The sequence below is a fragment of the Xanthomonas sacchari genome (genome assembly GCF_040529065.1).
In the GTDB taxonomy this organism is placed as follows: Bacteria; Pseudomonadota; Gammaproteobacteria; order Xanthomonadales; family Xanthomonadaceae; genus Xanthomonas_A; species Xanthomonas_A sacchari.
Genome location: NZ_CP132343.1, coordinates 1,154,607 through 1,179,496 on the forward strand (window position 1 = coordinate 1,154,607; position 24,890 = coordinate 1,179,496).

Sequence of the window (24,890 nt, forward strand, 5' to 3'; positions counted from 1 at the left end):
GACCATGCACGCCTCCCTGCCGAGCGCGCCGCCGTTGAGCGGCGGCTCGCCGCTGTTCGCCGCGCTGCGCGCCAGCACCCCGCACCTGGAATGGCGGGTGCCGGCCGCCGCCGATGCGTCGCGCTGGCGACGTCAGCGCATCGGCGCGCGCGACTACCGCGTCGCGCAGCCGGTCACCTTCACCCCTTACGCGTCGGTGCGGCCGTGTTCGGCGCGCTGCCGCTTCTGTTCGGAAACCCTGCGGCCGCAGGCCGGCGGCACCGCCGCGGCCAGCCTGCGGCCGCCGCCGGACTACTTCACTCAACTGCGTCAGGCATTGGCGCAGTTGCGCGGACTGCCGCTGTCGCATTCGCTGTCGGGATTGGAAATGACCGACGACGAAGACTGGTTCGTGGAGCTGCTGCAGACCCTGGGCACGGCCGAGCGCGAGGGCCTGCTGGTCGAGCAGCGGGTGCTGTACAGCAATGGCGCCGGCTTTGCCCGCGGGCGCGGCGAGACGCTGCTGCACGCGTTGCAGCGCTTCGGTCTGTCGTGGATCGAACTGTCGCGGCACCATCCGCAGCAGGCGCACAACGACGCGATCATGCGCTTCCGCGATGGCGAAGCGATTGCCGATGCGGGCGTCTTCGTCGCCACCGCGCAGCGCATCGCCGAAGCGCTGCCATTGCGCATGGTGTGCATCTTGCAGCACGGCGGCATCGCCGATGCCGACGGCGTCGCCGCCTACCTGGAGTGGGCGCGCGCCTGCGGGGCGCGCACGGTGATCTTCCGCGAGTTCTCCCGACTCGGCGACGGCTACCGCGACGGCGGCACCGCGCGCTATCTGACGCAGGCGCGGGTCGCGGTGGAGCAGGTGCTCGGCGCCTGCATGGCCGCGCCATGGTGGCGCGCGCTGCAGCCGCTGCAGATCACCGAGGGCTACTACTTCTGGAACCTGCGCCTGGCCACCGCCGACGGCATGGAGGTGGTGTTCGAGACCTCCGACTATGGCGCGATGCACGCGCGCCACGACAGCGGCGACATCTACAAGCTGGTGTTCTTCGCCGATGGGCGGCTATGCGCGGGCTGGCAGCCGGACCGCGATCTGCTGTGGCAGGCGCCGCATGGATAGCCGCAGCTGGTGGACGCCGTCGCCGGATCCGCCGGAACATCGGCTGCCGGAGGACCTGCGCCAGCGCGATCCGCTGGGTGCGCGCGACTGCGGCTGGGTCGGGCAGATGCGGCCGTTCGTGCGCCATTTCAGCGCGCCCGGCGCGCGTGTGCTGGATCCGTTCTGCGGCTTCGGCAGCACGCTGCTCGCGGCCGAACTGGAAGGCCGCCACGGCATCGGCCTGGAGATCGACGCGGCACGTGCGCGGCTGGCGCGCGAACGGCTGCAGCGGCTGGGCCTGCACGCCGAGGTGCTCGACGGCGGCTTGCCGCACTGCGCGCCGTCCGCGCCGGTGGACCTGTGCCTGACCAACGTGCCGTACTTCGGCTGTGCCTGGCCGGTTGAGGCAGGGGCCGGTCAGCTCTACGCCAGTGCCGACTATGCAAGCTACCTGCACGGCTTGCGCGCGGTGTTCCATGGGGCGCGCCGCCACCTGCGCGAGGACGGCTTCTGCATCGCGATGGTGGAGAACGTCCAACTCGGCGAGGCCACGGTGCCGCAAGCCTGGGACCTGGCGCGGATCCTGGGCAGCCTGTTCGCGCCCTGTCCCGAGCGCGTGCTGTGCTACCCGCGCGAGACGGCGCAGCCGCTGGCGCCCGGCGACACCCGCAACGATCGCAGCCACGAGTACGCGCTGATCTTCCAGCACCGGCGTCAGCGCATCGACCTGGCGGGCACGGCGCAACTGCTGGCGGCCCTGCGCGCCGACGGTTTCGCCTTCGCGTTGTACGGCAGCTATCCGCGCTGGCTGGCCGATCCGGCGGCGGCGCCGCGTCTGCCCGGCGACGCCGACCTGCTGCTGCCGCGCGACCTGGACGGCCTGCTGCGGCTGCTCGACTGGCTGCGCGCGCGTGGCTTTCTGCTGAGCCTGTGGGGCGAGCCGCTGGCGGCGCCGCCGACCCTGCAACTGCTCGACGCCCATCATTACCTGCGCGCCGAACGCCGCGCCGGCGACGGCGGCCTGCTGCGCGTGGACCTGGCGCTGGAACCCGCCGCGGCCTGACCCGGCGGCGGCCCGGCCGCGCATCTCGCTAACCGCGGGATGAGCGGCCGCGGCGGCGTCAAGGCCGCGCCGACGCGCTTGCGGCTATCCTTTGCCGCGGTTCCCTCTCTCCGGTCAATGGCCTATGTCCGCTACCTCCAAGGTTCTCGCCATTCCCGCGCTCGCGCTGATCGCGATCGGCCTGAGCGGCTGCTTCGCGCGCAAGCAGGACGGCCTGGTGAAAGAGACCTTCAACTCCGACAACACCTATTCGCGCAACTATCCGGTGCAGCCGGCGCAGGCCTGCGAATCGGCGCGCCGCGCCCTGCTGAGCCAGGGCTACGTGGTGTCCAAGGCCACCGCCGACGCGGTGGAAGGCACCAAGAACTTCCAGCCCAGCGACGAGTTGCACGAGCAACTGGAACTGCGCGTGTCCTGCGTGGCGCACGGGCAGGACGAATCCTGGGTGTTCGTGAGTGCCTTGCAGGACCGCTATGCGCTGAAGAAGAGCCCGACCTCGGCCAGCGTCGGTGTCGGCGTACTCGGCTCGGTGTCGCTGCCGATCGGCAGCAGCGATGACTCGATGGTGCGGGTCGCCAGCAGCACCGTGCAGGACGGCGACTTCTACAAGCGCTTCTTCCAGTTGATGAGCGAGTACCTGCCCAAGAGCAAGCCGGCACCCGAGCCGCCTGCGCATCCGCCAGCGCCGGCGGCGATGGCTGCGCCAGCACCGACACCGGCAGCACCTGCAGCGGCCGCGTCGACCGAGCCATCACCGACGCCCGCCGCGGTGCCCGCGCCGCAGCCGGCACCCGCATCGACCACGGCAGCGCAGCCGCCGGCCACGACGGCACCGACAAGCACCGAACCCGGCGGCGCCGACTGATTCAGGCGCTGCTGCAGAAGCTGAATGCGGCCGATTTCGCTTCACGAACCATTCGCGAAGTCGGTGAGAAGGTGGCGCCCGTCGAGAGCGCGGTGCTTGTGCATCGGCTCCGCCACCCAGGAGCAATCAGCATGAACACTTTCAAATCCGCCTTGTGTCTTTCCGTGCTCGCCATCGCCACGGCCGCCGCGCCGCTCGCCGAAGCGCAGCGCCATTACGGCCCCGAGGACAATGGCCGCCGCTTCAGCGACGGCACCCGCGTGCACTGCAAGAAGGTCGCGGTGCGCAAGAACAGCACCGACCCGGACCGCATCGGCGGCACCCTGGCGGGTGCGGCGATCGGCGGCTTGCTCGGCAACCAGATCGGCAAGGGCGATGGCCGCAAGCTGGCCACGGTCGGCGGCGCGGTCGCCGGTGGCGCCACCGGCCGTTACATCCAGGGCCAGCGTCAGCAGGCCAATGGCAATCGCGTGGTCGAGACCGTCTGCAAGCGCTACTGAGTCGCGCCACTGCGCCGTGTCGGTTGGCATCTGCCGCCGATCTGACGACGTGATACAGCACGCCCCGGCGGAGGCCTCCGCCGGGGCGTTTTCTTTTGGATGCTGGTTGCGAGGTCGCGCGATGCGGCGCCGCCGAAGCTCAATCGGCGAGCAGGTCGCGCAGCGCTGCGTCCAGCTGCGGATAGCGGAACACATAGCCCTCGCGCTGTGCGCGTGCGGGCAGCACGCGCTGGCTGCCCAGCAGCAGTTCGGCCATCTCGCCGAAGCCTAGGCGCAGCGCCGTCGCCGGCATCGGCAGCAGCGCCGGACGATGCAGGGTGGCGGCAAGTTGCTGCGCGAATGCGGCATTGGTCACCGGCGCCGGCGCGGTGGCGTCGTAGGCGCCTTCGCCACCGTGCTGCAGCAGCCACAGCAGCAGCCCGACCTGATCGTCGCGGTGGATCCAGCTCATCCACTGGCGGCCATCGCCTATGCGTCCGCCCATGCCGAAGCGGAACGGCAGCAGCATCCGCGCCAGCGCGCCACCGTCGCGGCCCAGTACCACGCCGGTGCGGACCAGACTGGTGCGCACGCCCAGGTCCTGCGCGCGTAACGCTTCGGCTTCCCAGTCGCGGCACAGCTCGGCGGAAAAGTCGTCGCCGGGCGTGCTGGTTTCGTCCAGGACCTCGTCGCCGCGATCGCCGTAGTAGCCGATCGCCGAGCCGGAGATCAGGCAACCCGGGCGCCGCGCGGCGTCGAGTCCGCTCATCCAGTCGAGCAGGGCGCGAGTGGTGCCGATGCGCGAGGTGCGGAAGCGGCGTTTGCGGGTGGCGCTCCAGCGGCCCTCGGTCAGCGGTTCGCCGGCGAGGTTGATCACCGCATCGGCCGGTGCGGCGCGCCGCAGGTCGTCCAGTGCCTGCACCGCCGGCAACAGCCGCGCCGCGCGCGCCGGGTCGCGGGTGAGCACGCTGACCTTGTGCCCGGCGTCGAGCAGGGCAGCACACAACGCGCGGCCGATGAAGCCGGTGCCTCCGGTAACGAGCACGTGCATGCAGGGGATCGCTTGCGCCAAGGGAGCCGCAGTGTAGGTGCGCCGGGCATGGCGGAAGAGTGAATGCCGCCGCCGCCGGTGCGGCTGGGCGGTTTCGCGACGCCTGCACGGGCCACCCGTCAGGCTGCGCGGGCGCCGCGCCGCGCCACTAACGGATGTTCCTGCTCGCGATGCCCGCTCCATGATCCGACCACCCCGATTCGCGCGCATGCCGCGTCCGCGCCGCGGCGTGGGTCTGCTGCTGGCTGCGCTGCTCGCCAGTGCCGCGGCCACCGCCGCGCCGGCGCCGGCCGACCAGGCCAGCGCGGCCTGCCTGGCCGCGCTGCTGGAGCAGTTGGGCTGGCGCATCGGCAGCACCGCCGCAGCGCAGCCGCAGATCGCGGCCGGCGCACCCTGCGAACGCGGTTCGCTGGCCGAGGCGCAGGCGCACGGCGATCTGCAGGCGGCCTTGCCCGCCGGCTGGAGCGACGCGCAACGGCAGCACGCGCTGCGTGCCTTGCTGGATACGCCGGCGACGCAGTGCGGGTATTTCCTGCAACTGGGCGCGGCCACCACGCGCGCCGTCGCGCGGCTGCAGGACAACCCCGGCTATCGCTTCTCGGCGTTGCAACTGGGCTGGATCGGCTTCGGCGTACGCGGCGCGCGGGCGCAGGGCTGGGAGCGCTTCCGCAGCTTCGGCCGCGGCTATCGTCCGGCCAGCGGCAATGCGCAGGCGATCGAGGCGTTCTACAGCGGCCATGTGCGTTCGGAATGCGGCGTCGGCCGGCAGATCGCGCAACTGGCCACGCAGCGCGAACTGTATGGCGACGCCGCGTTCGATCGTGCGTTCAGTGCCGACGAGCTGTCGATCGGCACCTTCCTGACATTGCACGACACCGACAGCATCCTGCTCGGCGCGCATGCCGGCGAGTTCTTCGCCGACGGCAAGGCGGCCAGGACCGCGCAGCGCGGCCGTGCGGCCTTCCTCGGTGCGCCCGGCTACATCGTGCACGTGTTCGAGCGCCGCTACCTGGACGACATCAACAACCAGGCGGAGAACTTCGTGGTCGCCTCGGTCAGTGCCGAGGCCGCCACAGCGTTACGCGCGCACGGCGGCTTCGTGTACTACGACGAGCAGAACCGGCGCATCTGGGAACTGGCGCAGGCGCTGCGCGGTCCGGGGCGGGAGCGCTTCGAGCGCCTGCTGTACGCGCGCGACCCGGCGCTGCGCGCACGCTTGGATCCGGCGCAGCAGGCGGTGCTCGCGCAACTCGACGCCTTGCTCGACGATCCGTTCTACCGGGGCTTTCAGGTCTACGTGCATCCCAAGGGCGTCAAGCCGATCGGTTATCACGTGGTGCGGCTGCTGGATCGCAATCCGCGCACCCCGTTCGCGATCGAGCTGACCCTGCACAACCTGCACACCACCCTGTACCAGCGCTGGCGCGATCTGCAATTGCGCGACTGCGTACAGGCGTCGCGGTCGGCGCGTGCCGATGTACCGGCGCCTTAGCTGCGCGTCACGTCGGCATCGCCGCTTCGTGAGACCCTAACCCTCCTTTTTTCGAACCGGGAACGACGCATGGAACTGGGACTTGTAGGCTTGGGCCGGATGGGCGCCAACATGGCCGAGCGGCTGGTGCGCGGCGGGCATCGCGTGGTCGGTTTCGACCTGGGCGAGGCCGCGCGCAGTTCGGCGCAGCAGCGCGGGGTGGAAGCGGTCGACAGCATGGCCGCGCTGATCGCGGCGCTGCCGGCGCCGCGCGCGGTGTGGCTGATGGTGCCCGCCGGCAAGGTCGTCGACGACACCCTGGCGGCGCTGCTGCCGCTGCTGAGCGAGGGCGACGTGGTGATCGACGGCGGCAATTCCTACTACAAGGATTCGATGCGCCGCGCCGGCGAACTCGCCGCGCACGGCATCGCCTATGTCGACTGCGGCACCAGCGGCGGCGTGTGGGGGCTGCGCGAGGGCTACAGCCTGATGATCGGCGGCGACACCGCCGCGGTGCAGCGCCTGCATGATGTGTTCGCGACCCTGGCGCCGGCCACCGATGCCGGGTGGGGACACGTCGGCCCCAGCGGCGCCGGCCACTTCACCAAGATGGTCCACAACGGCATCGAGTACGGAATGATGCAGGCCTATGCCGAAGGCTTCGCGCTGATGGGGCGCAAGCAGGAGTTCGCGCTGGACCTGCACCAGGTGGCCGAGGTCTGGCGCCAGGGCAGCGTGGTGCGTTCGTGGCTACTGGACCTGTGCGCCGATGCGCTGGGCGAGAATCCGACCCTGGCCGGCATCGCGCCGTTCGTCCAGGATTCCGGCGAAGGCCGCTGGACCGTGGCCGAGGCGATCGACCTGGACGTGCCGGCGCCGGTGATCACCCTCTCGCTGCTGGAGCGGCTGCGCTCGCGCGACGACGATTCGTTCGCCGACAAGTTGCTGGCGGCGATGCGCAACCAGTTCGGCGGTCATGCGATCAAGCACGAGGGCGGCGCCGCACCCGCGCCGGGCGGCACGCGCCCGGCCTGAGGCCCTGCGCTCAGTCCAGCGTGACGCTGCAACCGGAGGCGGCGCTGTGCACGCCCGCCTCCAGCAGGCGCATTACTGCCAGCGCCTGCGCCGCATCCACCGGCGCAGGTGCACGCCCAGCCAGCGCCTCGCGAAACGCCGCGTAGCAGTCGCGGTAATCGCCGCGGTGCGCCGGCAGCGTCTGCACGGCGTGCGTGCCGTCGGCGCCGACCAGGCGCAACTGGCCGGGCAGGGGATCCTCGCCCCAGCCGGGCGCGCCCGGCGCGACGCCCGCGCGCAACTGCGCTTCCTGCGTGTCCAGTCCATGCTTGAGATAGCTGCCGGCGGTGCCGTGGAGCGCGAAGCGCAGGCCGTTCGCGGCGACCAGCGAGCCGGCATGCAACACCACCCGCAGCCGCGGATAGCCCAGCACTGCGTGCACGTAATCCACCGTCTGCGCGCCGGGGCGCTGCAGCGCCAGGTCGGCCTGCAGCGATTGCGGCGGCCCGAACAGCTGCAGCGCCTGGTCGAGCAGGTGCGGCCCCAGGTCGAACCATAGCCCCGAGCCGGGGAGCGCCTGCTCGCGCCAGCGGTCGACCACCTGCGGACGATGGCGGTCGAAGTGGGAATGGAACTCGGCGATCTCGCCGAGCGTGCCGGCCTCCAGCAAGGCACGCACGCCGAGGAAGTCGCCGTCCCAGCGCCGGTTCTGGAACACGCTGACGATGCGGCCGACGCGTTGCGCCTGGTCGAGCACCTGCTGCGCCTCGGCCACGTCCAGGGTGAACGGCTTGTCCACCAGCACGTGCTTGCCCTGGGTCAGGGCGGCCAACGCCAACGGCGCGTGGGTCTGGTTGGGCGTGGCGATCACCACCGCATCGATCCGCGGATCGGCGAAGGCCTGCGCCGCATCGGCGACCACGTGCGCCTGTGGCCAGGCCGCATGCATCGCCTCGGCCTGGCGCGAGACCACGGTGTGCAGGTGCAGACCGGGCGTATGTGCGATCAGCGGCGCATGGAAGGTGCGGCCGACGTAGCCGAAGCCGAGCAGGGCGAGATTGAAGTCGGACATGGGCGCGGGCGGAGGCGATGGGTATCCAGTATCGCCCGGCTGCTCGCGCGCATTGCGCATTCACGCTGCGGCGATTCCGTGGTCACACTGCCTGTACGACGGCGTGGTGGAGACTGCGCGCACATTCAGCGGAGGAAGACACGATGAAGACGATCAATGCACGCACCCTGCTCGGCGCCACCCTGATGGCCGGTTTCGCGTTCGGCGCCGGCCAGGCGTTCGCCGCCGGTCAGGCCACCAGCGCCAAGGACCACGGCACCATGGGCCAGCAGGACACCATGCAGCACGACACCACCGCGCACGACGCCAGCCGCCACGATTCCAAGGAGCCGGTCACCGACACCTGGATCACCACCAAGGTGAAGGCCGATCTGCTGGCCACCAAGAACGTGTCGGGCACCGAGGTCAAGGTCGATACCGTGAATGGCACGGTCAAGCTCTCGGGCGCGGTCGCGACCAAGGCGGAGAAGGACAAGGCCGTGGCGGTCGCCAAGAAGATCGACGGGGTCAAGAAGGTCGATGCGACCGACCTGAAGGTCAGCGCCGCCGCCAAGAAGTAAGCATTGCGCTCCGCGGCCGCGGGTGGGGATGCGACGAGGCGCCCCACCCGCGACAGCCGGCCTGCGACGCACCCTGCGGGGTGCGTTTTTTTTGGAAGCTAGAAATTGGAGACGCGCATCGCATTTCGCGTCGCTTTGACACCGGTTCAGACATCATCCCTTCATGTTCGTCAACGGATCACGCGCGATGTTGGAGACCCAAGCCCACCCAGCCGCGAGCCCTGCGGCCGCGGCGGCCGAAGCGCTCGGCGCAGCGCTGTCGAGCCGTGGCGCCCAGCCGTCGCTGTTGCTGCCGGCCGTGCGCAGGCTCGAGGCGCAGTTGAGCATGCTGCTGACCACCTTTCATGACGACGCCGGCTTCTGGCCCGCGTTCTCCGTGCTGATGCAGGAGCTGGACCAGGGCCTGAGCCTGTCCGAGCGCCGGCGCCTGCACAGCCACGCCGATTTCCTGCTGGTGCGCGCCGGCATGCCGGCCTGGACCCTGGTCGGCGCCAATGCCGGTTCCGCCCCACCCGCGGCGCGCCGACCCTGAGCGCGGTGTGTGCGGGGGCCTCCTGCGGGCGGCTACATGCCGCCCGTTTCATCGTGCGCACGCGCTGGGATAGAGTCATTGCCGATGCCGCGATCGGGGTGTCGCGCTTCCGCTGAATAATTCATCTGCTGCCGGGGAAGATGGGCGACAATGCGCGCCCGCGATGGCCGCAGCCGTTCCTTCTTTTCACGCATCCGCTATGCAGACCATCGCCAAACACGATGCTTGGGACCGCTGGCGCCTGCCGCTGCTGGCCTTGGCCGTCGTCCTGATCGTCATCCTGCCCTCGCTGCTGCTGCGGCAGATGAATGCCAGCACCCTGCGCGCGGCCGACTGGGTGGCGCACAGCCAGGAAGTGACCGCCACCCTGAACGGGATGGAGGCGGACCTGCGCGACATGGAATCGGCGGCGATGGCGATGTCGCATGGCGTGCAGTCGCCGATCCTGACCGCGCGCATGCAGCAGTCGCGCAAGTCGCTGCAGCCGACCCTTGCGCACCTGGCCGAGCTGACCCGCGACAACCCGGACCAGCAGATCCGCGTCGGTCGCCTGCAGAGCACGCTGGAACGGCGCGGCCTGATCGCCGAGCGGATCGCGCAGACCCGCGATCCGGAGCGGATCCGCGCCCTGATCCAGGACATGACCGCCGACAACCCGGTGCGTGGCCTGATCAACGAACTGCAACGGCGCGAGGACGAACTGCTGGTTGAGCGCACCGCCGACGCCGATGAGCGACGCATGCTGGCCTCCGCTGTCAGTTGGACCTCGCTGGTGGTGCAGCTGCTGCTGCTGGGCCTGGTGATCTGGCTGCTGCAACGGCAGATCGGCCGGCGCCTGGACGCCGAGCGCGACATGTTGCGCGCCAACGGTCGCGCCGCGGCGGTGCTGCAGACCGTGCGCGAGCCGATCGTGCTGCTCGACAACGGGCAGCGCATGCTGATGCACAACACCGCCTTCGCCGAACTGTACGGCATGGACCTGGCCGATCCGCCAAGGATGCTGACCGATGTCGGCGACGGCGTCTGGCAGGATCCGATCATCGCCCAGCGCCTGGCCGACGTGCTGCTGCGCGGTCGCGAATTATGGGATTTCGAGCACGAACAACTCGGCGCGGACGGCGTACCAAGGACCATGCTGCTGAATGCGCGGCGCATGCCGCTGCCGGACAGCGAGGATGAAGTGGTCTTGATGACGGTCAGCGACATCACCCTGCAAAAGAGCGCCCAGCAGCGCATCCAGGAGCTGAACCGGCAACTGGAGGGCAAGGTCGAGCAGGTGTCGGAGGTCAACCGCGAACTGGAGGCGTTCAGCTACTCGGTCTCGCACGATCTGCGCGCGCCGCTGCGCCACGTGGCCGGCTTCGCCGACAAGCTGGTGCGGCACCTGGGCGATGGTGCCGACGAGAAGAGCCGGCACTACCTGGAGGTGATCGGCACCTCGGCGCGGCGCATGGCCTCGCTGATCGACGACCTGCTGGTGTACTCGCGCCTGGGTCGCAGTGCGCTGCGCCTGCAGGCGGTGGACATGCAGTCGCTGGTGGCGGAGACGCGCTCGGTGCTCGACGCCAACTACCAGTCCGACCATGGCGACAGCGGGCATCGCATCGAATGGAGCATCGCGCCGTTGCCGATCCTGGTCGCCGACGAAAACATGATGCGCCAGCTGTGGCTGAACCTGCTCGGCAATGCGGTCAAGTACAGCGCCAAGCGCGAGGTCGCGCAGATCGAGGTCGGCTACCAGGTGCAGCCGGACGGCAGCCATCACTTCAGCGTGCGCGACAATGGCGCAGGCTTCGACATGACCTATGCGGCCAAGCTGTTCGGCGTGTTCCAGCGCCTGCACAAGGCCAGCGAGTATTCCGGTACCGGCATCGGCCTGGCCAGCGTGCGCCGCGTGCTGGCCCGCCATGGCGGCCATATCTGGGCCGAGTCCGCCCCCGACCAGGGCGCCACCTTCCATTTCGTCTTGCCCCCGGCGCCCGAAGCGTCCTCTACCGAGTTCATTGCATGACCGCCATCCGCACCATCCTGCTTGCCGAAGACAGCCCCGCCGATGCCGAAATGGCGGTGGATGCGTTGCGCGACGCGCGTCTGGCCAATCCCATCGTGCACGTCGAGGACGGCGTGGAGGCGATGGACTACCTGCTGCGCCGCGGCGCCTATGCCGACCGCGAGGAAGGCCTACCGGCGGTGCTGCTGCTGGACATCAAGATGCCGCGCATGGACGGCCTGGAAGTGCTCAAGCTGGTGCGCAGCGAGGAATCGCTCAAGCGCCTGCCGGTGGTGATCCTGTCGTCCTCGCGCGAGGAAAGCGACCTGGCCCGCAGCTGGGACCTGGGCGTGAACGCGTATGTGGTCAAGCCGGTGGACGTGGACCAGTTCTTCACCGCGGTGAAGACCCTGGGCACCTTCTGGGCGCTGATCAACCAGGCGCCGGACAAAGAGTAAGCGCGCATGCCCACCACCGGCCCCAGGCTTGGCCCGATCCGGATCCTCATGGTCGAGGATTCGCCGGAGGATGCCGAGCTGCTGTCCGACCAGTTGCTGGACGCCGGCCTGGAGGCGACCTTCCGCCGCGTGGAAAGCGAGCCGACCCTGCGCGAGGCGCTGGGCGAGTTCGCGCCGGACATCGTGCTGTCGGACCTGAGCATGCCCGGGTTCTCTGGGCACGAGGCGCTGCGGGTGGTGCGCGAGGACGGCAACGCGGTGCCCTTCATCTTCGTCTCCGGCACCATCGGCGAGGAGACCGCGGTGGAGGCGCTGCGCGACGGTGCCAACGACTACATCATCAAGCACAACCCGACCCGCCTGCCGTCGGCAGTGGCGCGGGCGATCCGCGAGGCCCGCACCGAACGCGAGCGGCAGCGGGTGGAGCGCGAACTGATGCGCGCGCAGCGGCTGGAGAGCCTGGCCCTGCTCGCCGCCGGCCTCAGCCACGACCTGCGCAACATCCTGCAGCCGCTGCTGATCGTGCCGGAACTGATCGTCGGTCGCAGCGACGATCCGCAACTGCGGCACCTGGCCGACGTCATCGCCGAGTGCGGCCGGCGCGGCCACGAGATGGCCGAGTCGATGCTGTCGTTCGTGCGCGGTTCGCGCACGCCGAGCGAGCGGGTGCGCATCGCCGAACTGTTCCAGGCGGTGCAGATGCTGCTCAGAAGCAGCCTGCCGGAGCGGGTGACGCTGCAGGTGGACGTGGCCGATCCGGCGCTGTCGATCGAGGCCAACTACACCGAACTGCAGCAGTGCCTGCTCAACCTCGGCCTCAACGCGATCCAGGCGATGCCCGATGGCGGCCAGCTGAGCCTCTCGGCGGCGCCGGCGATCGGCGCCGACGGCAGCGAGCAGGTGCGCATCCTGGTCCGCGACAGCGGCATCGGTATGGACGCGGAGACCCAGGCGCGGCTGTTCAGCCCCTTCTTCACTACCAAGCCGGACGGCACCGGCCTGGGCCTGATCTCGTGCAAGCGCATCGTCGAAAGCTACGGCGGCCGGATCGGCGTGGACAGCACGCCGGGCCAGGGCACCTGTTTCGAAATGCTGATTCCGCAGCGCGCGCCGGCGCCATCGACCGAGCCCGAGCTGTCGTTGCCGATGGGCAAGGGCCAGCGCGTGCTGCTGGTCGACGGCGAGGCCACGCGCCTGTCGCTGCTCGGCAATGCGCTGTCCAGCCAGGGCTATCGCCCGCAACTGGCCTCGGACGGCGCCGCGGCGTTGCGCGACGTCGAGGAGTACGGCCTGCCGGAGCTGGTGATCGTCGACAGCGACATCATCCTGCTCTCGGCGGTGCACCTGCTGCTGGCGTTGCAGGACCTGGGCTACCAGGGCCCGGCGATCGTGCTCGAGGACACCGGCACCAACCTGGAGCGCGACCACTTCCCCGCCGACATCGCCGTGCACGTCCTGCGCAAGCCGCTGGAAATGCAGCGCGTGTTCCGGGCTGTGGCGCATGCCCTCGAAAGCGGCTGAAGTGCTGGGAATGGGGATGGGGGAATCGGGAATGGGAAAGGCAAAAGCCAAAGCCGATGCTCATTGCTGCATGGCGACCGTATCTCCAGCGCCATCTGCGCGATGACGTGACTCGTTTATCTGGAGTCACCGAGAGAGGCAAAGCTCACCGGATAAGTGCAGCTTGGAACGCAAGGGCAACGGATTGACGCCTCAGCGGCCATCATGTCTCAGCGCAAGCTCCGCGCTCTGGCTGTTCCGATTCCCCATTCCCGATTCCCCAATCCCAGCCTTTCACTGCTGCGCCGACTGGTCTTCCGGGTCGCGGCGGGCGGGGGAGCGGCGGGGAGGCAGGGGCGGCAGGGCGTCGCGGGCTTCGGTGTCGTGGCCGGCGGCCAGGGCCGGTTCCCAGGGGAAGCGCGGCAGGGTGCGCACGGCGTTCTCCAGCTTGCGCGACCAGGTGTCGTGGATCTCGGCGTACAGCGGGGTGTCGGCTTCCAGGCGCATGCGCTCGGTCACGCGCAGGTCGTTGCGGCGGATCAGCGCCAGGTCGATCGGCATGCCCACCGACAGGTTGGAGCGGATGGTCGAGTCCAGCGACACCAGGGCGGTGCGCGCGGCATCTTCCAGTTGCATCTCCGAACGGATGATGCGGTCCAGGATCGGCTTGCCGTACTTGGATTCGCCGATCTGCAGGTACGGGGTTTCCGGCGAGGTGGCGATGGCGTTGCCGAGCGGATAGATCATGTACAGCCCGGGCCGTTCGCCGGCGATCTGCCCGCCCAGGATCAGCGTCGACTGCACGTTGACGCCGCTGTGCTGGGATTGCTCGGAGAGCTTGATCTGGCTGGAGGCCAGCACCTCGCCGACGTACTCGGCCACCTCGAACAGGTGGCGGAAGCTGCGCAGGCTGCGCGGCGCCTCGGGATCCTCGGCGTCGCGCTGCAGGCGTGAAATGGTCAGCTGGGTGGTCGCCAGGTTGCCGGCTGACATCAGTGCGAACACCGCCTGGCCCGGGTACTCGAACACGTGCAGCTTGCGGTGCACGCGGACGTCGTCCAGCGAGGCGTTGGTGCGGGTGTCAGCGGCGAAGACCAGGCCTTCGTCCACTTCGATGCCGACGCAATATGTCATGGCGATGCCGAAACCGGGTGCATCTGGATTCTATGCGGGCTGGCGCGGGCTGGCTAGCCGTTGACGCTCGGCGCCGCGGCATGCGCGAATAGTGCATGACCACCGTGCTTCTGAGCCTGGGCAGCAATCTGCGCCCGCATCACCACCTGGCCGCGGCGATCGCGGCGCTGCGCCGGCAGTTCGGCGCGATCGCGGTGTCGCCGACCTATCGCACCGCGGCGGTCGGCTTCGACGGGCCGGCGTTCCTGAACAACGCGGTGGCGCTGCAGACCGACTGGGAGCTGGCGCCGCTGGACGACTTGCTGCATGCGCTGGAGGACGCGCATGGCCGCGACCGCAGCGGCCCGCGCTTCAGCGACCGTACCCTGGACATCGACGTGGTGTTCTACGGCGACCGCATCGTCGAAGGCCCCGGCCACCTGCGCATCCCGCGGCCCGAGCTGCGCCACGCCTTCGTGCTCAAGCCGCTGGCCGACATCGCTGCCGATTTCGTCGATCCGGTCAGCGGCCAAACCCTGGGCGCGCTATGGCAGGCGCATGCGGAGCATGGCAAGGCGTTCGAGGTGGTCGAGTTGGATGAGTAGCCGGGATTGGGGATTCGGGATTCGCTGTGAAGCAGGGATTCGGGATGTAGGGATTCGGGATTCGCCAGTGCGGTAAGCGCAACGACGTTCAAGCGGGCGCGCTCAGGTCGCGTCAACCCGCTTTTGCGAATCCCCAATCCCGAATCCCGAATCCCGGCCCCTCACATCAACCCACGCCCACCATCCACCCGCACGGTCTGCCCGGTGACGAAGCTGGCGTCGTCGAGCAGCCAGCGCACGGTGTCGGCGATTTCCTCGACCTGGCCGGTGCGCGCCAGCGGGGTGCGTGCCAGCAGGGCTTGTTGTGCGGCGGCGTCCTTGCCGGCGTCGGGCCACAGGATCGCGCCGGGGGCGATGGCGTTGACCCGCACCTGCGGTGCCAGTTCCAGCGCCAGCGAGCGGGTCAGCATCGCCAGGGCGGCCTTGGCTGCGCTGTACAGCGGATGCGCGCGCAGCGGCGTTTCCGCGTGCACGTCGGTCATGTTGACGATCGCGCCGCCGTGCTGACGCAGCTGCGCGGCCGCGGCCTGCGCCAGGAACAGCGGCGCGCGCGCGTTGACCGCGAACAGGTCGTCCCATTGCGCTGGTGTGGCCTCGTGCAGCGGCGTGGGATAGAAGTTGGAGGCGTTGTTGACCAGCGCGTCGAGCCGGCCGAAGCGAGCCACGCACTGCGCCACCAGGTCGGGTAGCTGCGCGGTGTCGCGCAGGTCGGCCTGCAGCGTCAGCGTGCTGCCGGCGCGCTGGGATTCCAGTTCCTGTGCCAGCGCCTGCAGTTCGGCCTGCGAGGTGTGCGCATGCAGGGCGACGTCATAGCCGGCCGCGTGCAGGCGCCGGGCGATGCCGGCGCCGATGCGCCGCGCGCTGCCGGTGATCAGGGCGACTTTGGTCTGGGTCATGTACGGGTTCCATGCTCGGCTATGCTGTGCATTGTCCACGCAATCGCGCAGCGCATGCCCACTGACCTTCCTTTGCCCGATGCCACCGCGCTGGCCCACAGCGATCGCCTGGCCGCGCACATGCGCGCCGAGATCGCCGCCGCTGGCGGAGCCATTCCGTTCTCGCGCTTCATGGAGCTGGCGCTGTACGCGCCCGGTCTGGGCTACTACAGCGCCGGCAGCAGCAAGTTCGGCGAAGAGGGCGATTTCGTCACCGCGCCGGAGCTGGGGCCCTTGTTCGCCGCCACCGTGTCCAATGCGTTGGCGCCGGTGCTGCAGCAACTCGGGCCGCAGGCGCGCATGCTGGAAGTGGGCGGCGGCAGCGGCGCCTTCGCCGAGGTCATGCTCAAGCGCCTGCTTGCGCTGGATGCGCTGCCCGAGCGCTACGCGATCCTGGAGCCCAGCGCCGATTTGCGCGAACGCCAGCGCGAGCGCCTGGCGCGCACGTTGATTCCGCCGGTGTTCGACCTGGTGGAATGGCTGGACCGGCCGTTCGACGACGACTGGAACGGCGTGCTGTTCGCCAACGAGGTGATCGACGCCCTGCCGACGCCGCGCTTCGCGCTGCGCGACGGCGAGGTGTTCGAGGAAACCGTGATGCTGGACGGCGAGGGCCGCTTTCGCCGCGGCGAGCAGCCGGCCGATCCGCTGCTGGCGGCGGCGGTGCGGCACCTCGAGCGTTATCTGCAGACGCCGTTCGCCGACGGCTACCGCTCAGAACTGCTGCCGCAGTTGCCGTACTGGATCCAGGCGGTGGCCGGCGGCCTGCGCAGCGGCGCCATGCTGTTCGTGGATTACGGTTATCCGCGCCGCGAGTTCTATCTGCCCGAGCGCGACGACGGCACCCTGCGCGCGTTCTACCGGCACCGCACGCATGCCGATCCGTACCGCTGGCCGGGCCTGCAGGACCTGACCGCGTCGGTGGACTTCACCGCGCTGGCTGAGGCCGGCACCGGGGCGGGCTTCGACCTGGCCGGCTACTGCAACCAGGCCAGCTTCCTGCTCGGCAACGGCCTGGACGCGCTGCTGGCCGAGGCCGAGGCGCGCAGCGACGAGGCCGCGCGGCTGCGCCTGCGCCAGCAGGTGAAGCGGTTGACACTGCCCAGCGAGATGGGCGAGCGCTTCCAGGTGATGGGCTTCGAGCGCGACGTGTCGCTGGCGCCGGCGTTCCTGTCCGGCGACCTGACCTGGCGGCTGTGATGGCGGCAGTGCGCGACTTCCGCTGGCCCCGGCTGTGGCTGGGGCTGTGGTGGCTGGGCATCGTGGTACTGATCTACGTGTGCATGATGCCGCACCCGCCGCAGTTGTCGGACCTGCCCGACAGCGACAAGGCCGAGCACTTCATCGCCTACCTGCTGCTGGCCGCCGCGGCCGTGCAGCTCTATGCCGGGCCACGTGCCTGGACCTGGGCGGCGCTGGGCCTGCTCACGCTGGGCGTGGGCATCGAATTCGCGCAGGGCGCCTGGACCACCACGCGCTCGGCCGATCCGCTGGATGCCCTGGCCGATGCATTGGGCGTGGCGGCCGGCATGGCCACCGCGGCCACGCCGTGGCGCGATCTGCTGTGGCGGCTGGAGCGCGGCAGCCTGCGCCGTCGTTGAGCGCGGCGGCGGCGCGGTCTACGCCGTCGGCCAAACGCCGGATTTCCCGGCCGCGCGCAAGTCGCGACAGGCGCGCTGCGCCTAGAGTGCCGGCGCCGGGCACCCCGCCCGGTCGCCGCGCGGCGACTCCGCGCGTCCGTGCAGGAGAGAACACGCATGCAAGCACGACAGTCCACCCGTGCGGCGCGCGGCGCCGGCCTGTGCGCCGCGCTGTGCCTGGCGCTCAGCGCCGCGCCCGCCAGCGCCGCCTGGAACGATCTGTGCAGTGGCACCGCCACCTACACCAGCTCCGGCTATTCCGGCGGGGCGCTGCTGCTGGATCCCATCGACCCGGCCGCCACGATCACCGCGTTGAACCCCAATCAGCTCAACTACGGCGGAATCCAGGCGGCCCTGGCCGGTGCCTATCTGCAGGTGCAGGGGCCGCGCGGCACGGTCACCGTGTACGTCACCGACCTGTATCCGGACGGCGCCGATTGCGGGCTGGACCTGTCGCCCAATGCCTTCGCCGCGATCGGCGACACCAGCGCCGGGCGCATCCCGATCCGCTGGCAGGTGGTGGCCGCGCCGGTCACCGGCAACGTGGTGTACCGGATCAAGGAAGGTAGCTCGCAATACTGGGCGGCGATCCAGGTGCGCAACCACCGCTATCCGGTGGTGAAGTTCGAATACAAGAAGAACGGCGACTGGGTCAGCCTGCCCAAGACCGCGTACAACCACTTCGTCGGCGAACAGATGGGCGCGCAATTGCTGGAGATCCGCCTGACCGATATTCGTGGCCAGGTGGTCACCGACACCCTCGGCGCGCTGCCCAGCCAGGGCGACAAGGGCGTGTACTTCGCCGACGGGCACGTGCAGTTCCCGAAGTGAATCGGGTCCATACATGCGCCGGCGCTGCTTCCACTCGTATGCGCGCGCCTGCGTCGCGGCGATGACGCCGCGGCGCCGGCGCGGCCGCACAATCAGAACTTGAAGTGCACCGTCGCCATGTAGCGGCGGCCGTTGTGGTAGCGGCCGGCCGGGTGGTCCTTGTCGCCCAGGTACTGCAGGTACTCCTCGTCCAGCAGGTTCTGCGCGTCCAGTTGCAGCGACCACTGCGCATTGATCGCATAGCCCACGCTCGCGCCCAGGTCGGTGTAGTCGTCGACGCTGGCCGGCGCGGCGCCGGCGACGTAGCCGCCGGCCAGGTAGCTGTCGCGCCAGTTCAGGCTGATCCGCGCGTTCCACGGGCCCTTCTCGTAGTACGGGCTGAAGGCGACGCTGTTGCGCGACTGGTAGGGCAGCGGGTTGCCGCTGTTGTTCTCGCCGCTGGCGTAGGTGTAGTTGGCCGACAGGCCGAAGCCGCTCTCGCCGAACGGCTGCTGGTAGGCCAGGGTGAAGCCCTTGACCTTGCCGGTGCCGGCATTGCGCGGGCGCTGGATGCTGTAGTCGCAGTAGCCGTCGGCGGTGCAGCCGTTGCTGCCGAGCATCTGCGCCCAGGTCTGCGGCGAGGTGTCGCGGATCGCGTTGTACTGGCGCTCGATGGTGGCCGAGGTGTCGATGTAGTTGTCGATCTTCTTGTAGAAGACCGACCACGCCACCACTGCCTGCGGCGCGAAGTAGTACTCGGCCGAGAGGTTGAAGTTCCACGATTCGTACGGCGACAGCTCGGCATTGCCGCCGCTGCCGGTGAGCGTGGTGTCGTTGAGGAAGGTGTTGTTGACCATCTGGTTGTACGGCGCCCAGGCGATCACCTTGCCGGCGCCGAAGCGGAACACCCAGTCGTTCTCGGTGTCGTAGGCCAGATTCAGCGACGGCAGCAGGAAGTGCTCCGTCTTCGTGCGGGTCTGCCACTTGCTGTCCAGGTCCTGCAGCGTCGGCGTGCCGCTGTAGACGAAGCCGCTGCCTTCGGTCTTGGAATCCACGTAGCGCAGGCCGAGGTTGCCGCGCAGGCCGGCATTGGAGAAGTTCAGCTGCACGTAGGCGGCGTTGTTGGTCTGCTGCAGCGCCCAGGTGTTGTTGAGGTAGCTGGACGGATCCGGGTTGGCGTAGTCGACCGGGCTGTTGCGGATCCAGTCGATCACGTTGCCGCGCCCGGCCTGCACGTGCTGGCCGTGGTCGGGATAGAACCCGCGGATGTCGGTCAGGCCGATGGTGCCGATGTCGGCCAGCGTGCCGGGGGTGACGCCGCCGTAGACGTTGAGCGCGAAGTCCTCGTCGTGCTTGCCCTGGCGCACGCCGACCAGCAACTGGTTGAACACGCCGTCGAACTGCAGCTCCAGGTCGAGCTGGCCGTAGCGGTCCTTGCTCTGGGTGGAGAACACGCCGTTGTTGCCGATCCAGCCGCCGGCCGAGCCCCAGTTGGCCGGGTTGCGCGCGGCGGTGGGATCGTCGAAGCGGATGCCGCGGTCCAGATCCCAGCGGAAGCCGCCGTTGTAGAACGGTTCGATGAAGTACTGCGCCAGGTCGTCGTTGTCGGACTTGCTCTGGCCGAGCTGGCCGCGCAGGGTCCAGCGTTCGCCGCGATAGGCACCGCGCAGGTCCAGGCCCTTGGTGGTCACCTGCGACTGGCGCACGTTGTTGTCGTAGATCACCGTGCCGCCGCCCGCATTGGCGTTGGCGCTGGAATGGCCGCTGCGGACCACGCCGTTGCGCACATCGCCCAGCGCATCGACCGCGGCGACGGTGCCCGGATTCCAGGTCAGGAAGCTGTACATCGACTGGTTGTAGTTGTCGAAGTCTTCCTTGATGTACAGGCCGCTGAGGTTGAACTCCAGCGCGTCGCTGGGCTTGAGCTGCAGGTTGAGCACCGCGCTGTCGCGCTTGCGGTCCTGCTGGAACCAGGCGGCGTTGATCGAGTTGGGCACGTCGGCATCGGCGGGCACGCCGGTGGCGTTGGCGAAGGTGCTGGCCTTGGCGTAGCCGAACACCTCCAGCCCCTGGCGGTCCACGCGTTCCTCGTAGTGCTGCGCGGACACCGCGACGCCGAAGGTCTCCTGCGGATTCTTCCAGCTGTACAGCAGCGACGCGTTCGGCTTGCCTTCGCTGGCCTGTTGGCTGTAGCTGTAGCCCACCGAGCCGGCGATCTCGTTGGCCTTCAGGTCCAGCGGCTGGCGGGTATGCATCAGCACGGTGCCGCCGAGGCTGCCCTCGGTCAGCCGCGCCTCGGAGGATTTGACGATCTCCGCGCGGCCCAGGATCTGCGGCGACAGCAGGGTGTAGTCGAAGCCGCGATTGGGCTGCTCGCCATACAGCCAGATCGCCTGGGCCACCGGGTGGCCGTCCAGGAACGACAGGTTGAGGCTGGGATCGGTGCCGTCGATGCTGACCCGCTCGCCCTGGCCGAAGCGGCGGTCGATGGTGACGCCGGGAATCTGCGCGAACGCCTCGGCGACGTTGGTGCTGGGGAACTTGCCGATGTCCTCGGCGGTGATCGCCTCGGACACGGTGACGTTGTTGCGCTTGGTGTCCAGCGACTTCTCCAGGCTGGCGCGGATGCCGACCACCTGGACCGCGTCCAGATCGGTGGCGGCGGAATCGGCCTGCTGCGCCTGCGCGGCGAAGGCGAGGACGCTGGCGGCGATGGCCGCGGACAAGACGGAATGGCGATATTGCATGATGTCTCTCCCTCATCATTCAATGGATCAACGCGATTGCGCGGACGGTACGCCGCGCGCCGGGGTGCCTGTTGCCTTACTGCCTGTGCTGCGGATGCGGGCTGGAGTGCCGGGTGTTGCGAAACGTGGAGGCCGTCCCGCGTTGCGCGGGAGGGCAGGTGCTGCCGGTGCGGTGCGCACGCGGATGCGTGGCCGGTCTTGGCGCGCGCAGGGTGGTAGGGCGGTCACCGGAGACGGCGATCAGCGAGGCTGCCCATCGCGGTCGATCGGAATGGGCTGCGAGCGCGGTGCGGCGCAGCAACAGCCGCAGTGGACTGGGCGCGGCATGCGCGCTCGGCAGCTGCTGTGCTTGGTCATGCCACGAAGTGCCGCGTGCGACACGCGACGCGTGCGAACGGATCATTGCGATCACATGCCTCCCTTGGCCCCGCTTTCGCGCCGCAATGCGCGGCTACACCCCCGTGTGCGCCGATTCTTACGAGCCTATGACAACGATGTCAAGTCTCGTTGCAAAAATTTGTCTGGTTCTGGTTTTGTCGCTCAATATCGGCAGTGGATCCCGGAAAGGATGCGCTGCTGAAATAAAAATCCTTTTTTATCAATTGCTTGTGCGGGCGCTCAGCGCGGCTCGCCAGCCTGCACAAATGAGAATGCAATGCGCTTATGCGGCGATGCACAAAATTGGTCTCGTTGTCACAATTGGTGCGGCATAGGTATCGTGACAACGATGCGTGAACAACGCCGCGCGAGAAATATTTTTCTCATCTAAGCGATTGATATATAAGAGATTTAATGGCTTCAGCTTACAAGTCCAGGGGTCATTCTTCGATTTCGTGCGGCGTGGCGTTGACACAATTTTTCTAAGACCATAAGAATCGAAGCGCCTGGAATTGGTCCTTGCCAATTCGGGCCAGATCTGTCCAGTCGCACCATGCAGTCGCCCGTTCCGGGGAAGGGACGGGGACGCGCCTCCCGCAACACAGGGCGCAGGAAACAGCCAGAACGTTCCATCGACTCCGTCCGCACGGACGGCCTCGCCCTGCGCGTCGCGTCGGGCGCGATGGAGGGTGCTGCCTGCCGATCGCCGCCTTGGATGTCAGACGTCGTCGTGCCGATCGCCATCAACCAGGATAGCCCAATGCCACATGTCGCCCGCTTCCGTTCGCATTGTTGTCCCCTGTCCGTCCTCGCCAGCGCCATCGCGCTCGGCCTGTTCAGTGCCACTGTGCAGGCGCAGCAAGCGCCCGCGTCCGATTCGATTTCCCAGCTCGACACGGTGACCGTCACCAGTTCCTACCAGAAGAGCCTGATCACCGCGCTGGACAACAAGCGCGAGGATGCGCGCATGACCGACGGCATCTCGTCGGAGGACATCGGCAAGTTCCCGGCCGAAAACATCGCCGAGGCGATCCAGCGCATTCCCGGCGTGCAGATCTCCACCATCAACGGGCGCGGCTCGACCATCAGCATCCGCGGCCTGGGCCCGCAATACTCGGCCACCACGATCAACGGCCAGACCATCAAGAGCGCCGATTTCACCGATGGCTTCCGCTACGACATCATCCAGCCGGAGGTGGCCGCGGCGATCGAGGTGATCAAGTCGCCGTCGGCGGACATGGATGCCGGCGGCCTGTCCGGCACCGTCAACATCGAGACCACCAAGCCGCTGGACTACAAGGAGCGCAAGCTGATCTTCTCGGCGAAGGAGCAGTACGCCGAATTCGCCGGCGGCGCGCCGACGCCCAAGGGCGTGCTGACCTACATCGACCAGTTCCATCTGGCCGACGGCGGCGAACTGGGCGTGTTCGTCAACGCCGGCTACCAGAAGCTCCGCGACCGTGCCGACTACCTGTGGATCGACCGCTGGTACACCCAGGACACCGGCGACGGCACCCTCTACATCCCGCGCCGTCCGCGCTATCGCTCGATCGAGCGCGAGACCGACCGCAAGATGTTCACCGCCGGGCTGCAGTGGAAACCCAACGACCGCCTGGAGATGAACCTGACCGCGCTGTATTCGCAGGACAAGACCGACAACGACATGAATCAGTTGGTCTACTCCTTCGACCGCAACTACCTGACCGTGCTGCAGACCGAAGGCCTGACCGCGACCAAGGTGTCGGCGTCCAACTACTGGCTGGAGAACAACCGCCAGCTCGAGCGCCACGACCTGAGCTCGCAACTGCTGACCTGGGACGCGCGCTGGAAGGGCGACGCGTGGACCTTCAGCGGCGTGGCCAACTACACCGAAGGCAAGACCGACGAGGACGAGCGCGCGGTGATCCTCGGCCGCAAGCCGAGCGCGACGCTGTTCGACATGTCCAATCCCGGCGCGATCTCGCTGACCACCGATGCCGACGCCACCGACGCCAGCGCCTGGAACAAGGCCAACCTGGTCCGCGACGAATACCCCAACGGTGCGATCAACGCGCTGCGCAACAAGGAATGGTCGCTGCAGTTCGATGCCGAGCGCTACGTCGGCAACGGCGTCCTGGACGCGGTCAAGGTCGGCACCAAGTTCCGCCGCGAGACCTTCGATCGCAACGTCTGGCGTCGCGACTTCCTGTACCTGATCAACTCCGGCGCGGTGTCCGGCTACGGCATGTTCCCGGAATTGTCGGCGGCCAGTTCCAACGTCAGCAACTTCCTCGACGGCGACCTGGCCTCGCAGAGCGACTGGGTGGCGCCGGACGTGTACGCCTACGCCAGGGCCCTGGCGGCCTCCGGCATTACCGTGCCGGTGCTGTTCGCGCCGCAGGCCAGCTACCACATCCGCAACGACATCTTCTCCGCCTACGCGCTGGCCAAGATCGACACCGACGTCGGCAGCATGCGCCTGCGCGGCAACGTCGGCGTGCGCTACGAGGGCACCAAGCGCACCACCGATACCTACCTGACCACCGCCTCGCAATACAGCGAGGATGCCAACGAGGTGGTCGGCACCGCGCGCGCCCCGTACGACTACCACAACTGGCTGCCGAGCCTGAACCTGGTGCTGGACATGCGCGAGGACCTGCTGCTGCGCTTTGCCGCCGGCAAGGTGCTGGTGCGGCCGATCCTGGACAGCAACACCGCCATCGCCACCACCATCTCCTCCGGCAGCAACACCGGCGGCACCACCACCTACGACGTGGCGCTGGGCCAGACCGACCTGAAGGCGCTGACTGCCGACCAGGCCGACCTCAGCCTGGAGTGGTACTACGGCCAGGGCGGCGGGCTGACCCTGGCCGGCTTCTGGAAGAACGTCAAGAACGGCACCTTCAACAGCATCGTCTGCCCGGCCACGTTCAACGGCACGGCGCTGTCCACCAACGGCGCCGGCGACTGCGTGGACGGCAGCGGCAACATCTACGAGATCACCGCCACCCGCAACGATCCGAGCAAGGTCAAGATCAAGGGCTACGAACTGGGCTGGACCCAATCCTTCGATGCCTGGCTGCCGATCCAGGGCTTCGGCCTGACCGCCAACTTCACCCGGGTGATCCCGCAGCGCGACACCGACTTCAAGATCCGCAACCTGTCGGAGAAGACCTGGAACGCCACCGGCTACTGGGAGAACGCGATGTTCTCCGCGCGCCTGTCGCTGAACCATCGCAGCGAGTACGAGCAGGACAGCAGCGACAGCTTCTTCGCCCGCGAAGGCCACACCATGAAGGCGCGCACCCAGGTCGATGCGGTGCTCGGCTACCAGGCCACCGACAAACTCAGCTTCCAGCTCGGCGCGCTCAACCTGACCAACAAGAAGGAAGAGGCGTACAAGGACATCAGCAGCCGCTGGCAGATGACCGGGGTCACCGGCCGCAGCTTCTACGTGTCGATGCAGTGGGACATCCTGTGAGGGCGGCGCAGGCGCCTGCGGGCTAGCGCGACCCGACCCGGCGCCGCGGTGGCGCCG

The 24,890-nt window shown here is 68.7% G+C and carries 21 protein-coding genes and 1 pseudogene; 17 read left to right on the plus strand and 5 right to left on the minus strand.

Annotated features, from left to right (window positions below; translation table 11 throughout):
• Positions 1–4 precede the first annotated feature (4 nt).
• The 4 genes from RAB71_RS04965 (at position 5) to RAB71_RS04980 (ending at position 3,518) form a co-directional block, all read left to right on the plus strand.
• A complete protein-coding gene (locus tag RAB71_RS04965; RefSeq protein WP_041500007.1) occupies positions 5–1,111 on the plus strand; it encodes a hypothetical protein in 1,107 nt (368 codons plus the stop codon).
• Positions 1,104–2,153 (plus strand): DNA methyltransferase, encoded by a 1,050-nt coding sequence (locus RAB71_RS04970; RefSeq protein ID WP_010343127.1) that lies wholly within the window; start codon positions 1,104–1,106, stop codon positions 2,151–2,153. Before RAB71_RS04965 ends, RAB71_RS04970 begins: the two co-directional genes overlap by 8 nt.
• Positions 2,154–2,277: 124 nt before the next feature.
• Positions 2,278–3,018 carry a DUF2242 domain-containing protein gene (locus RAB71_RS04975; protein ID WP_010343128.1) on the plus strand — a complete coding sequence of 247 codons (741 nt, stop codon included), beginning with the start codon at positions 2,278–2,280 and terminating at the stop codon, positions 3,016–3,018.
• A gap of 131 nt (positions 3,019–3,149) precedes the next feature.
• Positions 3,150–3,518: a glycine zipper 2TM domain-containing protein gene (locus tag RAB71_RS04980; RefSeq protein ID WP_010343129.1), complete on the plus strand. Its 369-nt coding sequence runs from the start codon at positions 3,150–3,152 to the stop codon at positions 3,516–3,518.
• Positions 3,519–3,657: 139 nt separating this feature from the next.
• Here the strand turns inward: RAB71_RS04980 and RAB71_RS04985 are convergent, their stop codons facing one another.
• On the minus strand, positions 3,658–4,548 hold the full coding sequence (locus RAB71_RS04985) for a TIGR01777 family oxidoreductase (RefSeq protein WP_010343130.1): 891 nt from the start codon (positions 4,546–4,548) through the stop codon (positions 3,658–3,660).
• Positions 4,549–4,756: 208 nt separating this feature from the next.
• On the opposite strand from RAB71_RS04985, the gene RAB71_RS04990 reads away from it, so the two are divergent.
• Together RAB71_RS04990 and gnd are read left to right on the plus strand one after the other, a co-directional pair.
• Positions 4,757–6,040 (plus strand): hypothetical protein, encoded by a 1,284-nt coding sequence (locus RAB71_RS04990; protein ID WP_010343131.1) that lies wholly within the window; start codon positions 4,757–4,759, stop codon positions 6,038–6,040.
• Between the two features lie 69 nt (positions 6,041–6,109).
• Positions 6,110–7,054 carry a phosphogluconate dehydrogenase (NAD(+)-dependent, decarboxylating) gene (gene gnd / locus RAB71_RS04995; RefSeq protein ID WP_029562112.1) on the plus strand — a complete coding sequence of 315 codons (945 nt, stop codon included), beginning with the start codon at positions 6,110–6,112 and terminating at the stop codon, positions 7,052–7,054.
• A 10-nt stretch (positions 7,055–7,064) separates the two neighbouring features.
• On the opposite strand, the gene RAB71_RS05000 is transcribed toward gnd, so the two are convergent.
• Entirely contained in the window at positions 7,065–8,105 is a 1,041-nt protein-coding gene (locus RAB71_RS05000) for an oxidoreductase (RefSeq protein ID WP_010343133.1), read from the minus strand.
• 143 nt (positions 8,106–8,248) lie between these two features.
• On the opposite strand from RAB71_RS05000, the gene RAB71_RS05005 reads away from it, so the two are divergent.
• From RAB71_RS05005 to RAB71_RS05025, 5 genes are all read left to right on the plus strand, one after another.
• Positions 8,249–8,665: a BON domain-containing protein gene (locus RAB71_RS05005; RefSeq protein ID WP_010343134.1), complete on the plus strand. Its 417-nt coding sequence runs from the start codon at positions 8,249–8,251 to the stop codon at positions 8,663–8,665.
• Positions 8,666–8,852: 187 nt separating this feature from the next.
• On the plus strand, positions 8,853–9,197 hold the full coding sequence (locus tag RAB71_RS05010; RefSeq protein WP_010343135.1) for a hypothetical protein: 345 nt from the start codon (positions 8,853–8,855) through the stop codon (positions 9,195–9,197).
• 199 nt (positions 9,198–9,396) lie between these two features.
• Entirely contained in the window at positions 9,397–11,208 is a 1,812-nt protein-coding gene (locus RAB71_RS05015) for an ATP-binding protein (protein ID WP_010343136.1), read from the plus strand.
• Positions 11,205–11,645: a response regulator gene (locus RAB71_RS05020; protein WP_010343137.1), complete on the plus strand. Its 441-nt coding sequence runs from the start codon at positions 11,205–11,207 to the stop codon at positions 11,643–11,645. The genes RAB71_RS05015 and RAB71_RS05020 overlap by 4 nt, the downstream gene beginning before the upstream one ends.
• 6 nt (positions 11,646–11,651) lie before the next feature.
• Positions 11,652–13,166, plus strand: coding sequence for a hybrid sensor histidine kinase/response regulator (locus RAB71_RS05025; RefSeq protein ID WP_010343138.1), 1,515 nt, complete (start codon positions 11,652–11,654; stop codon positions 13,164–13,166).
• A 273-nt stretch (positions 13,167–13,439) separates the two neighbouring features.
• Here the strand turns inward: RAB71_RS05025 and RAB71_RS05030 are convergent, their stop codons facing one another.
• Complete coding sequence (locus RAB71_RS05030; protein WP_010343139.1) at positions 13,440–14,279, minus strand: proteasome-type protease; 840 nt, start codon at positions 14,277–14,279, stop codon at positions 13,440–13,442.
• 95 nt (positions 14,280–14,374) lie between these two features.
• Here RAB71_RS05030 and folK point away from each other — a divergent pair, with 95 nt between their 5' ends.
• Positions 14,375–14,863, plus strand: coding sequence for a 2-amino-4-hydroxy-6-hydroxymethyldihydropteridine diphosphokinase (folK, locus tag RAB71_RS05035; RefSeq protein ID WP_010343140.1), 489 nt, complete (start codon positions 14,375–14,377; stop codon positions 14,861–14,863).
• A gap of 161 nt (positions 14,864–15,024) precedes the next feature.
• Here the strand turns inward: folK and RAB71_RS05040 are convergent, their stop codons facing one another.
• Positions 15,025–15,759 carry a pteridine reductase gene (locus RAB71_RS05040; protein WP_010343141.1) on the minus strand — a complete coding sequence of 245 codons (735 nt, stop codon included), beginning with the start codon at positions 15,757–15,759 and terminating at the stop codon, positions 15,025–15,027.
• Between the two features lie 54 nt (positions 15,760–15,813).
• Here RAB71_RS05040 and RAB71_RS05045 point away from each other — a divergent pair, with 54 nt between their 5' ends.
• From RAB71_RS05045 to RAB71_RS05055, 3 genes and pseudogenes are all read left to right on the plus strand, one after another.
• Positions 15,814–16,998 carry a class I SAM-dependent methyltransferase gene (locus RAB71_RS05045; protein WP_010343142.1) on the plus strand — a complete coding sequence of 395 codons (1,185 nt, stop codon included), beginning with the start codon at positions 15,814–15,816 and terminating at the stop codon, positions 16,996–16,998.
• Complete coding sequence (locus RAB71_RS05050) at positions 16,986–17,399, plus strand: membrane protein (protein ID WP_029562113.1); 414 nt, start codon at positions 16,986–16,988, stop codon at positions 17,397–17,399. Before RAB71_RS05045 ends, RAB71_RS05050 begins: the two co-directional genes overlap by 13 nt.
• Positions 17,400–17,663: 264 nt before the next feature.
• A pseudogene (locus tag RAB71_RS05055) lies at positions 17,664–18,269 on the plus strand (expansin EXLX1 family cellulose-binding protein); the annotation flags it as partial.
• A gap of 92 nt (positions 18,270–18,361) precedes the next feature.
• Here RAB71_RS05055 and RAB71_RS05060 read toward each other — a convergent pair.
• On the minus strand, positions 18,362–20,995 hold the full coding sequence (locus RAB71_RS05060; protein ID WP_010343145.1) for a TonB-dependent receptor: 2,634 nt from the start codon (positions 20,993–20,995) through the stop codon (positions 18,362–18,364).
• A 443-nt stretch (positions 20,996–21,438) separates the two neighbouring features.
• Here RAB71_RS05060 and RAB71_RS05065 point away from each other — a divergent pair, with 443 nt between their 5' ends.
• Together RAB71_RS05065 and RAB71_RS05070 are read left to right on the plus strand one after the other, a co-directional pair.
• Positions 21,439–21,708: a hypothetical protein gene (locus RAB71_RS05065; RefSeq protein WP_138985750.1), complete on the plus strand. Its 270-nt coding sequence runs from the start codon at positions 21,439–21,441 to the stop codon at positions 21,706–21,708.
• Positions 21,709–22,133: 425 nt separating this feature from the next.
• Positions 22,134–24,833 (plus strand): TonB-dependent receptor, encoded by a 2,700-nt coding sequence (locus RAB71_RS05070; protein WP_010343146.1) that lies wholly within the window; start codon positions 22,134–22,136, stop codon positions 24,831–24,833.
• Positions 24,834–24,890 lie beyond the last annotated feature (57 nt).

What these genes read in the sequence shown, in the direction of transcription:
- RAB71_RS04965 (WP_041500007.1), top strand. Translation starts at nt 5, where the DNA reads ATGCACGCCTCCCTGCCGAGCGCGCCGCCGTTGAGCGGCGGCTCGCCG.
- RAB71_RS04970 (WP_010343127.1), top strand. Translation starts at nt 1,104, where the DNA reads ATGGATAGCCGCAGCTGGTGGACGCCGTCGCCGGATCCGCCGGAACAT.
- RAB71_RS04975 (WP_010343128.1), top strand. Translation starts at nt 2,278, where the DNA reads ATGTCCGCTACCTCCAAGGTTCTCGCCATTCCCGCGCTCGCGCTGATC.
- RAB71_RS04980 (WP_010343129.1), top strand. Translation starts at nt 3,150, where the DNA reads ATGAACACTTTCAAATCCGCCTTGTGTCTTTCCGTGCTCGCCATCGCC.
- RAB71_RS04985 (WP_010343130.1), bottom strand. Translation starts at nt 4,548, where the DNA reads ATGCACGTGCTCGTTACCGGAGGCACCGGCTTCATCGGCCGCGCGTTG.
- RAB71_RS04990 (WP_010343131.1), top strand. Translation starts at nt 4,757, where the DNA reads ATGCCGCGTCCGCGCCGCGGCGTGGGTCTGCTGCTGGCTGCGCTGCTC.
- gnd (WP_029562112.1), top strand. Translation starts at nt 6,110, where the DNA reads ATGGAACTGGGACTTGTAGGCTTGGGCCGGATGGGCGCCAACATGGCC.
- RAB71_RS05000 (WP_010343133.1), bottom strand. Translation starts at nt 8,105, where the DNA reads ATGTCCGACTTCAATCTCGCCCTGCTCGGCTTCGGCTACGTCGGCCGC.
- RAB71_RS05005 (WP_010343134.1), top strand. Translation starts at nt 8,249, where the DNA reads ATGAAGACGATCAATGCACGCACCCTGCTCGGCGCCACCCTGATGGCC.
- RAB71_RS05010 (WP_010343135.1), top strand. Translation starts at nt 8,853, where the DNA reads ATGTTGGAGACCCAAGCCCACCCAGCCGCGAGCCCTGCGGCCGCGGCG.
- RAB71_RS05015 (WP_010343136.1), top strand. Translation starts at nt 9,397, where the DNA reads ATGCAGACCATCGCCAAACACGATGCTTGGGACCGCTGGCGCCTGCCG.
- RAB71_RS05020 (WP_010343137.1), top strand. Translation starts at nt 11,205, where the DNA reads ATGACCGCCATCCGCACCATCCTGCTTGCCGAAGACAGCCCCGCCGAT.
- RAB71_RS05025 (WP_010343138.1), top strand. Translation starts at nt 11,652, where the DNA reads ATGCCCACCACCGGCCCCAGGCTTGGCCCGATCCGGATCCTCATGGTC.
- RAB71_RS05030 (WP_010343139.1), bottom strand. Translation starts at nt 14,279, where the DNA reads ATGACATATTGCGTCGGCATCGAAGTGGACGAAGGCCTGGTCTTCGCC.
- folK (WP_010343140.1), top strand. Translation starts at nt 14,375, where the DNA reads ATGACCACCGTGCTTCTGAGCCTGGGCAGCAATCTGCGCCCGCATCAC.
- RAB71_RS05040 (WP_010343141.1), bottom strand. Translation starts at nt 15,759, where the DNA reads ATGACCCAGACCAAAGTCGCCCTGATCACCGGCAGCGCGCGGCGCATC.
- RAB71_RS05045 (WP_010343142.1), top strand. Translation starts at nt 15,814, where the DNA reads ATGCCCACTGACCTTCCTTTGCCCGATGCCACCGCGCTGGCCCACAGC.
- RAB71_RS05060 (WP_010343145.1), bottom strand. Translation starts at nt 20,995, where the DNA reads ATGCAATATCGCCATTCCGTCTTGTCCGCGGCCATCGCCGCCAGCGTC.
- RAB71_RS05065 (WP_138985750.1), top strand. Translation starts at nt 21,439, where the DNA reads ATGCGCGGCTACACCCCCGTGTGCGCCGATTCTTACGAGCCTATGACA.
- RAB71_RS05070 (WP_010343146.1), top strand. Translation starts at nt 22,134, where the DNA reads ATGCCACATGTCGCCCGCTTCCGTTCGCATTGTTGTCCCCTGTCCGTC.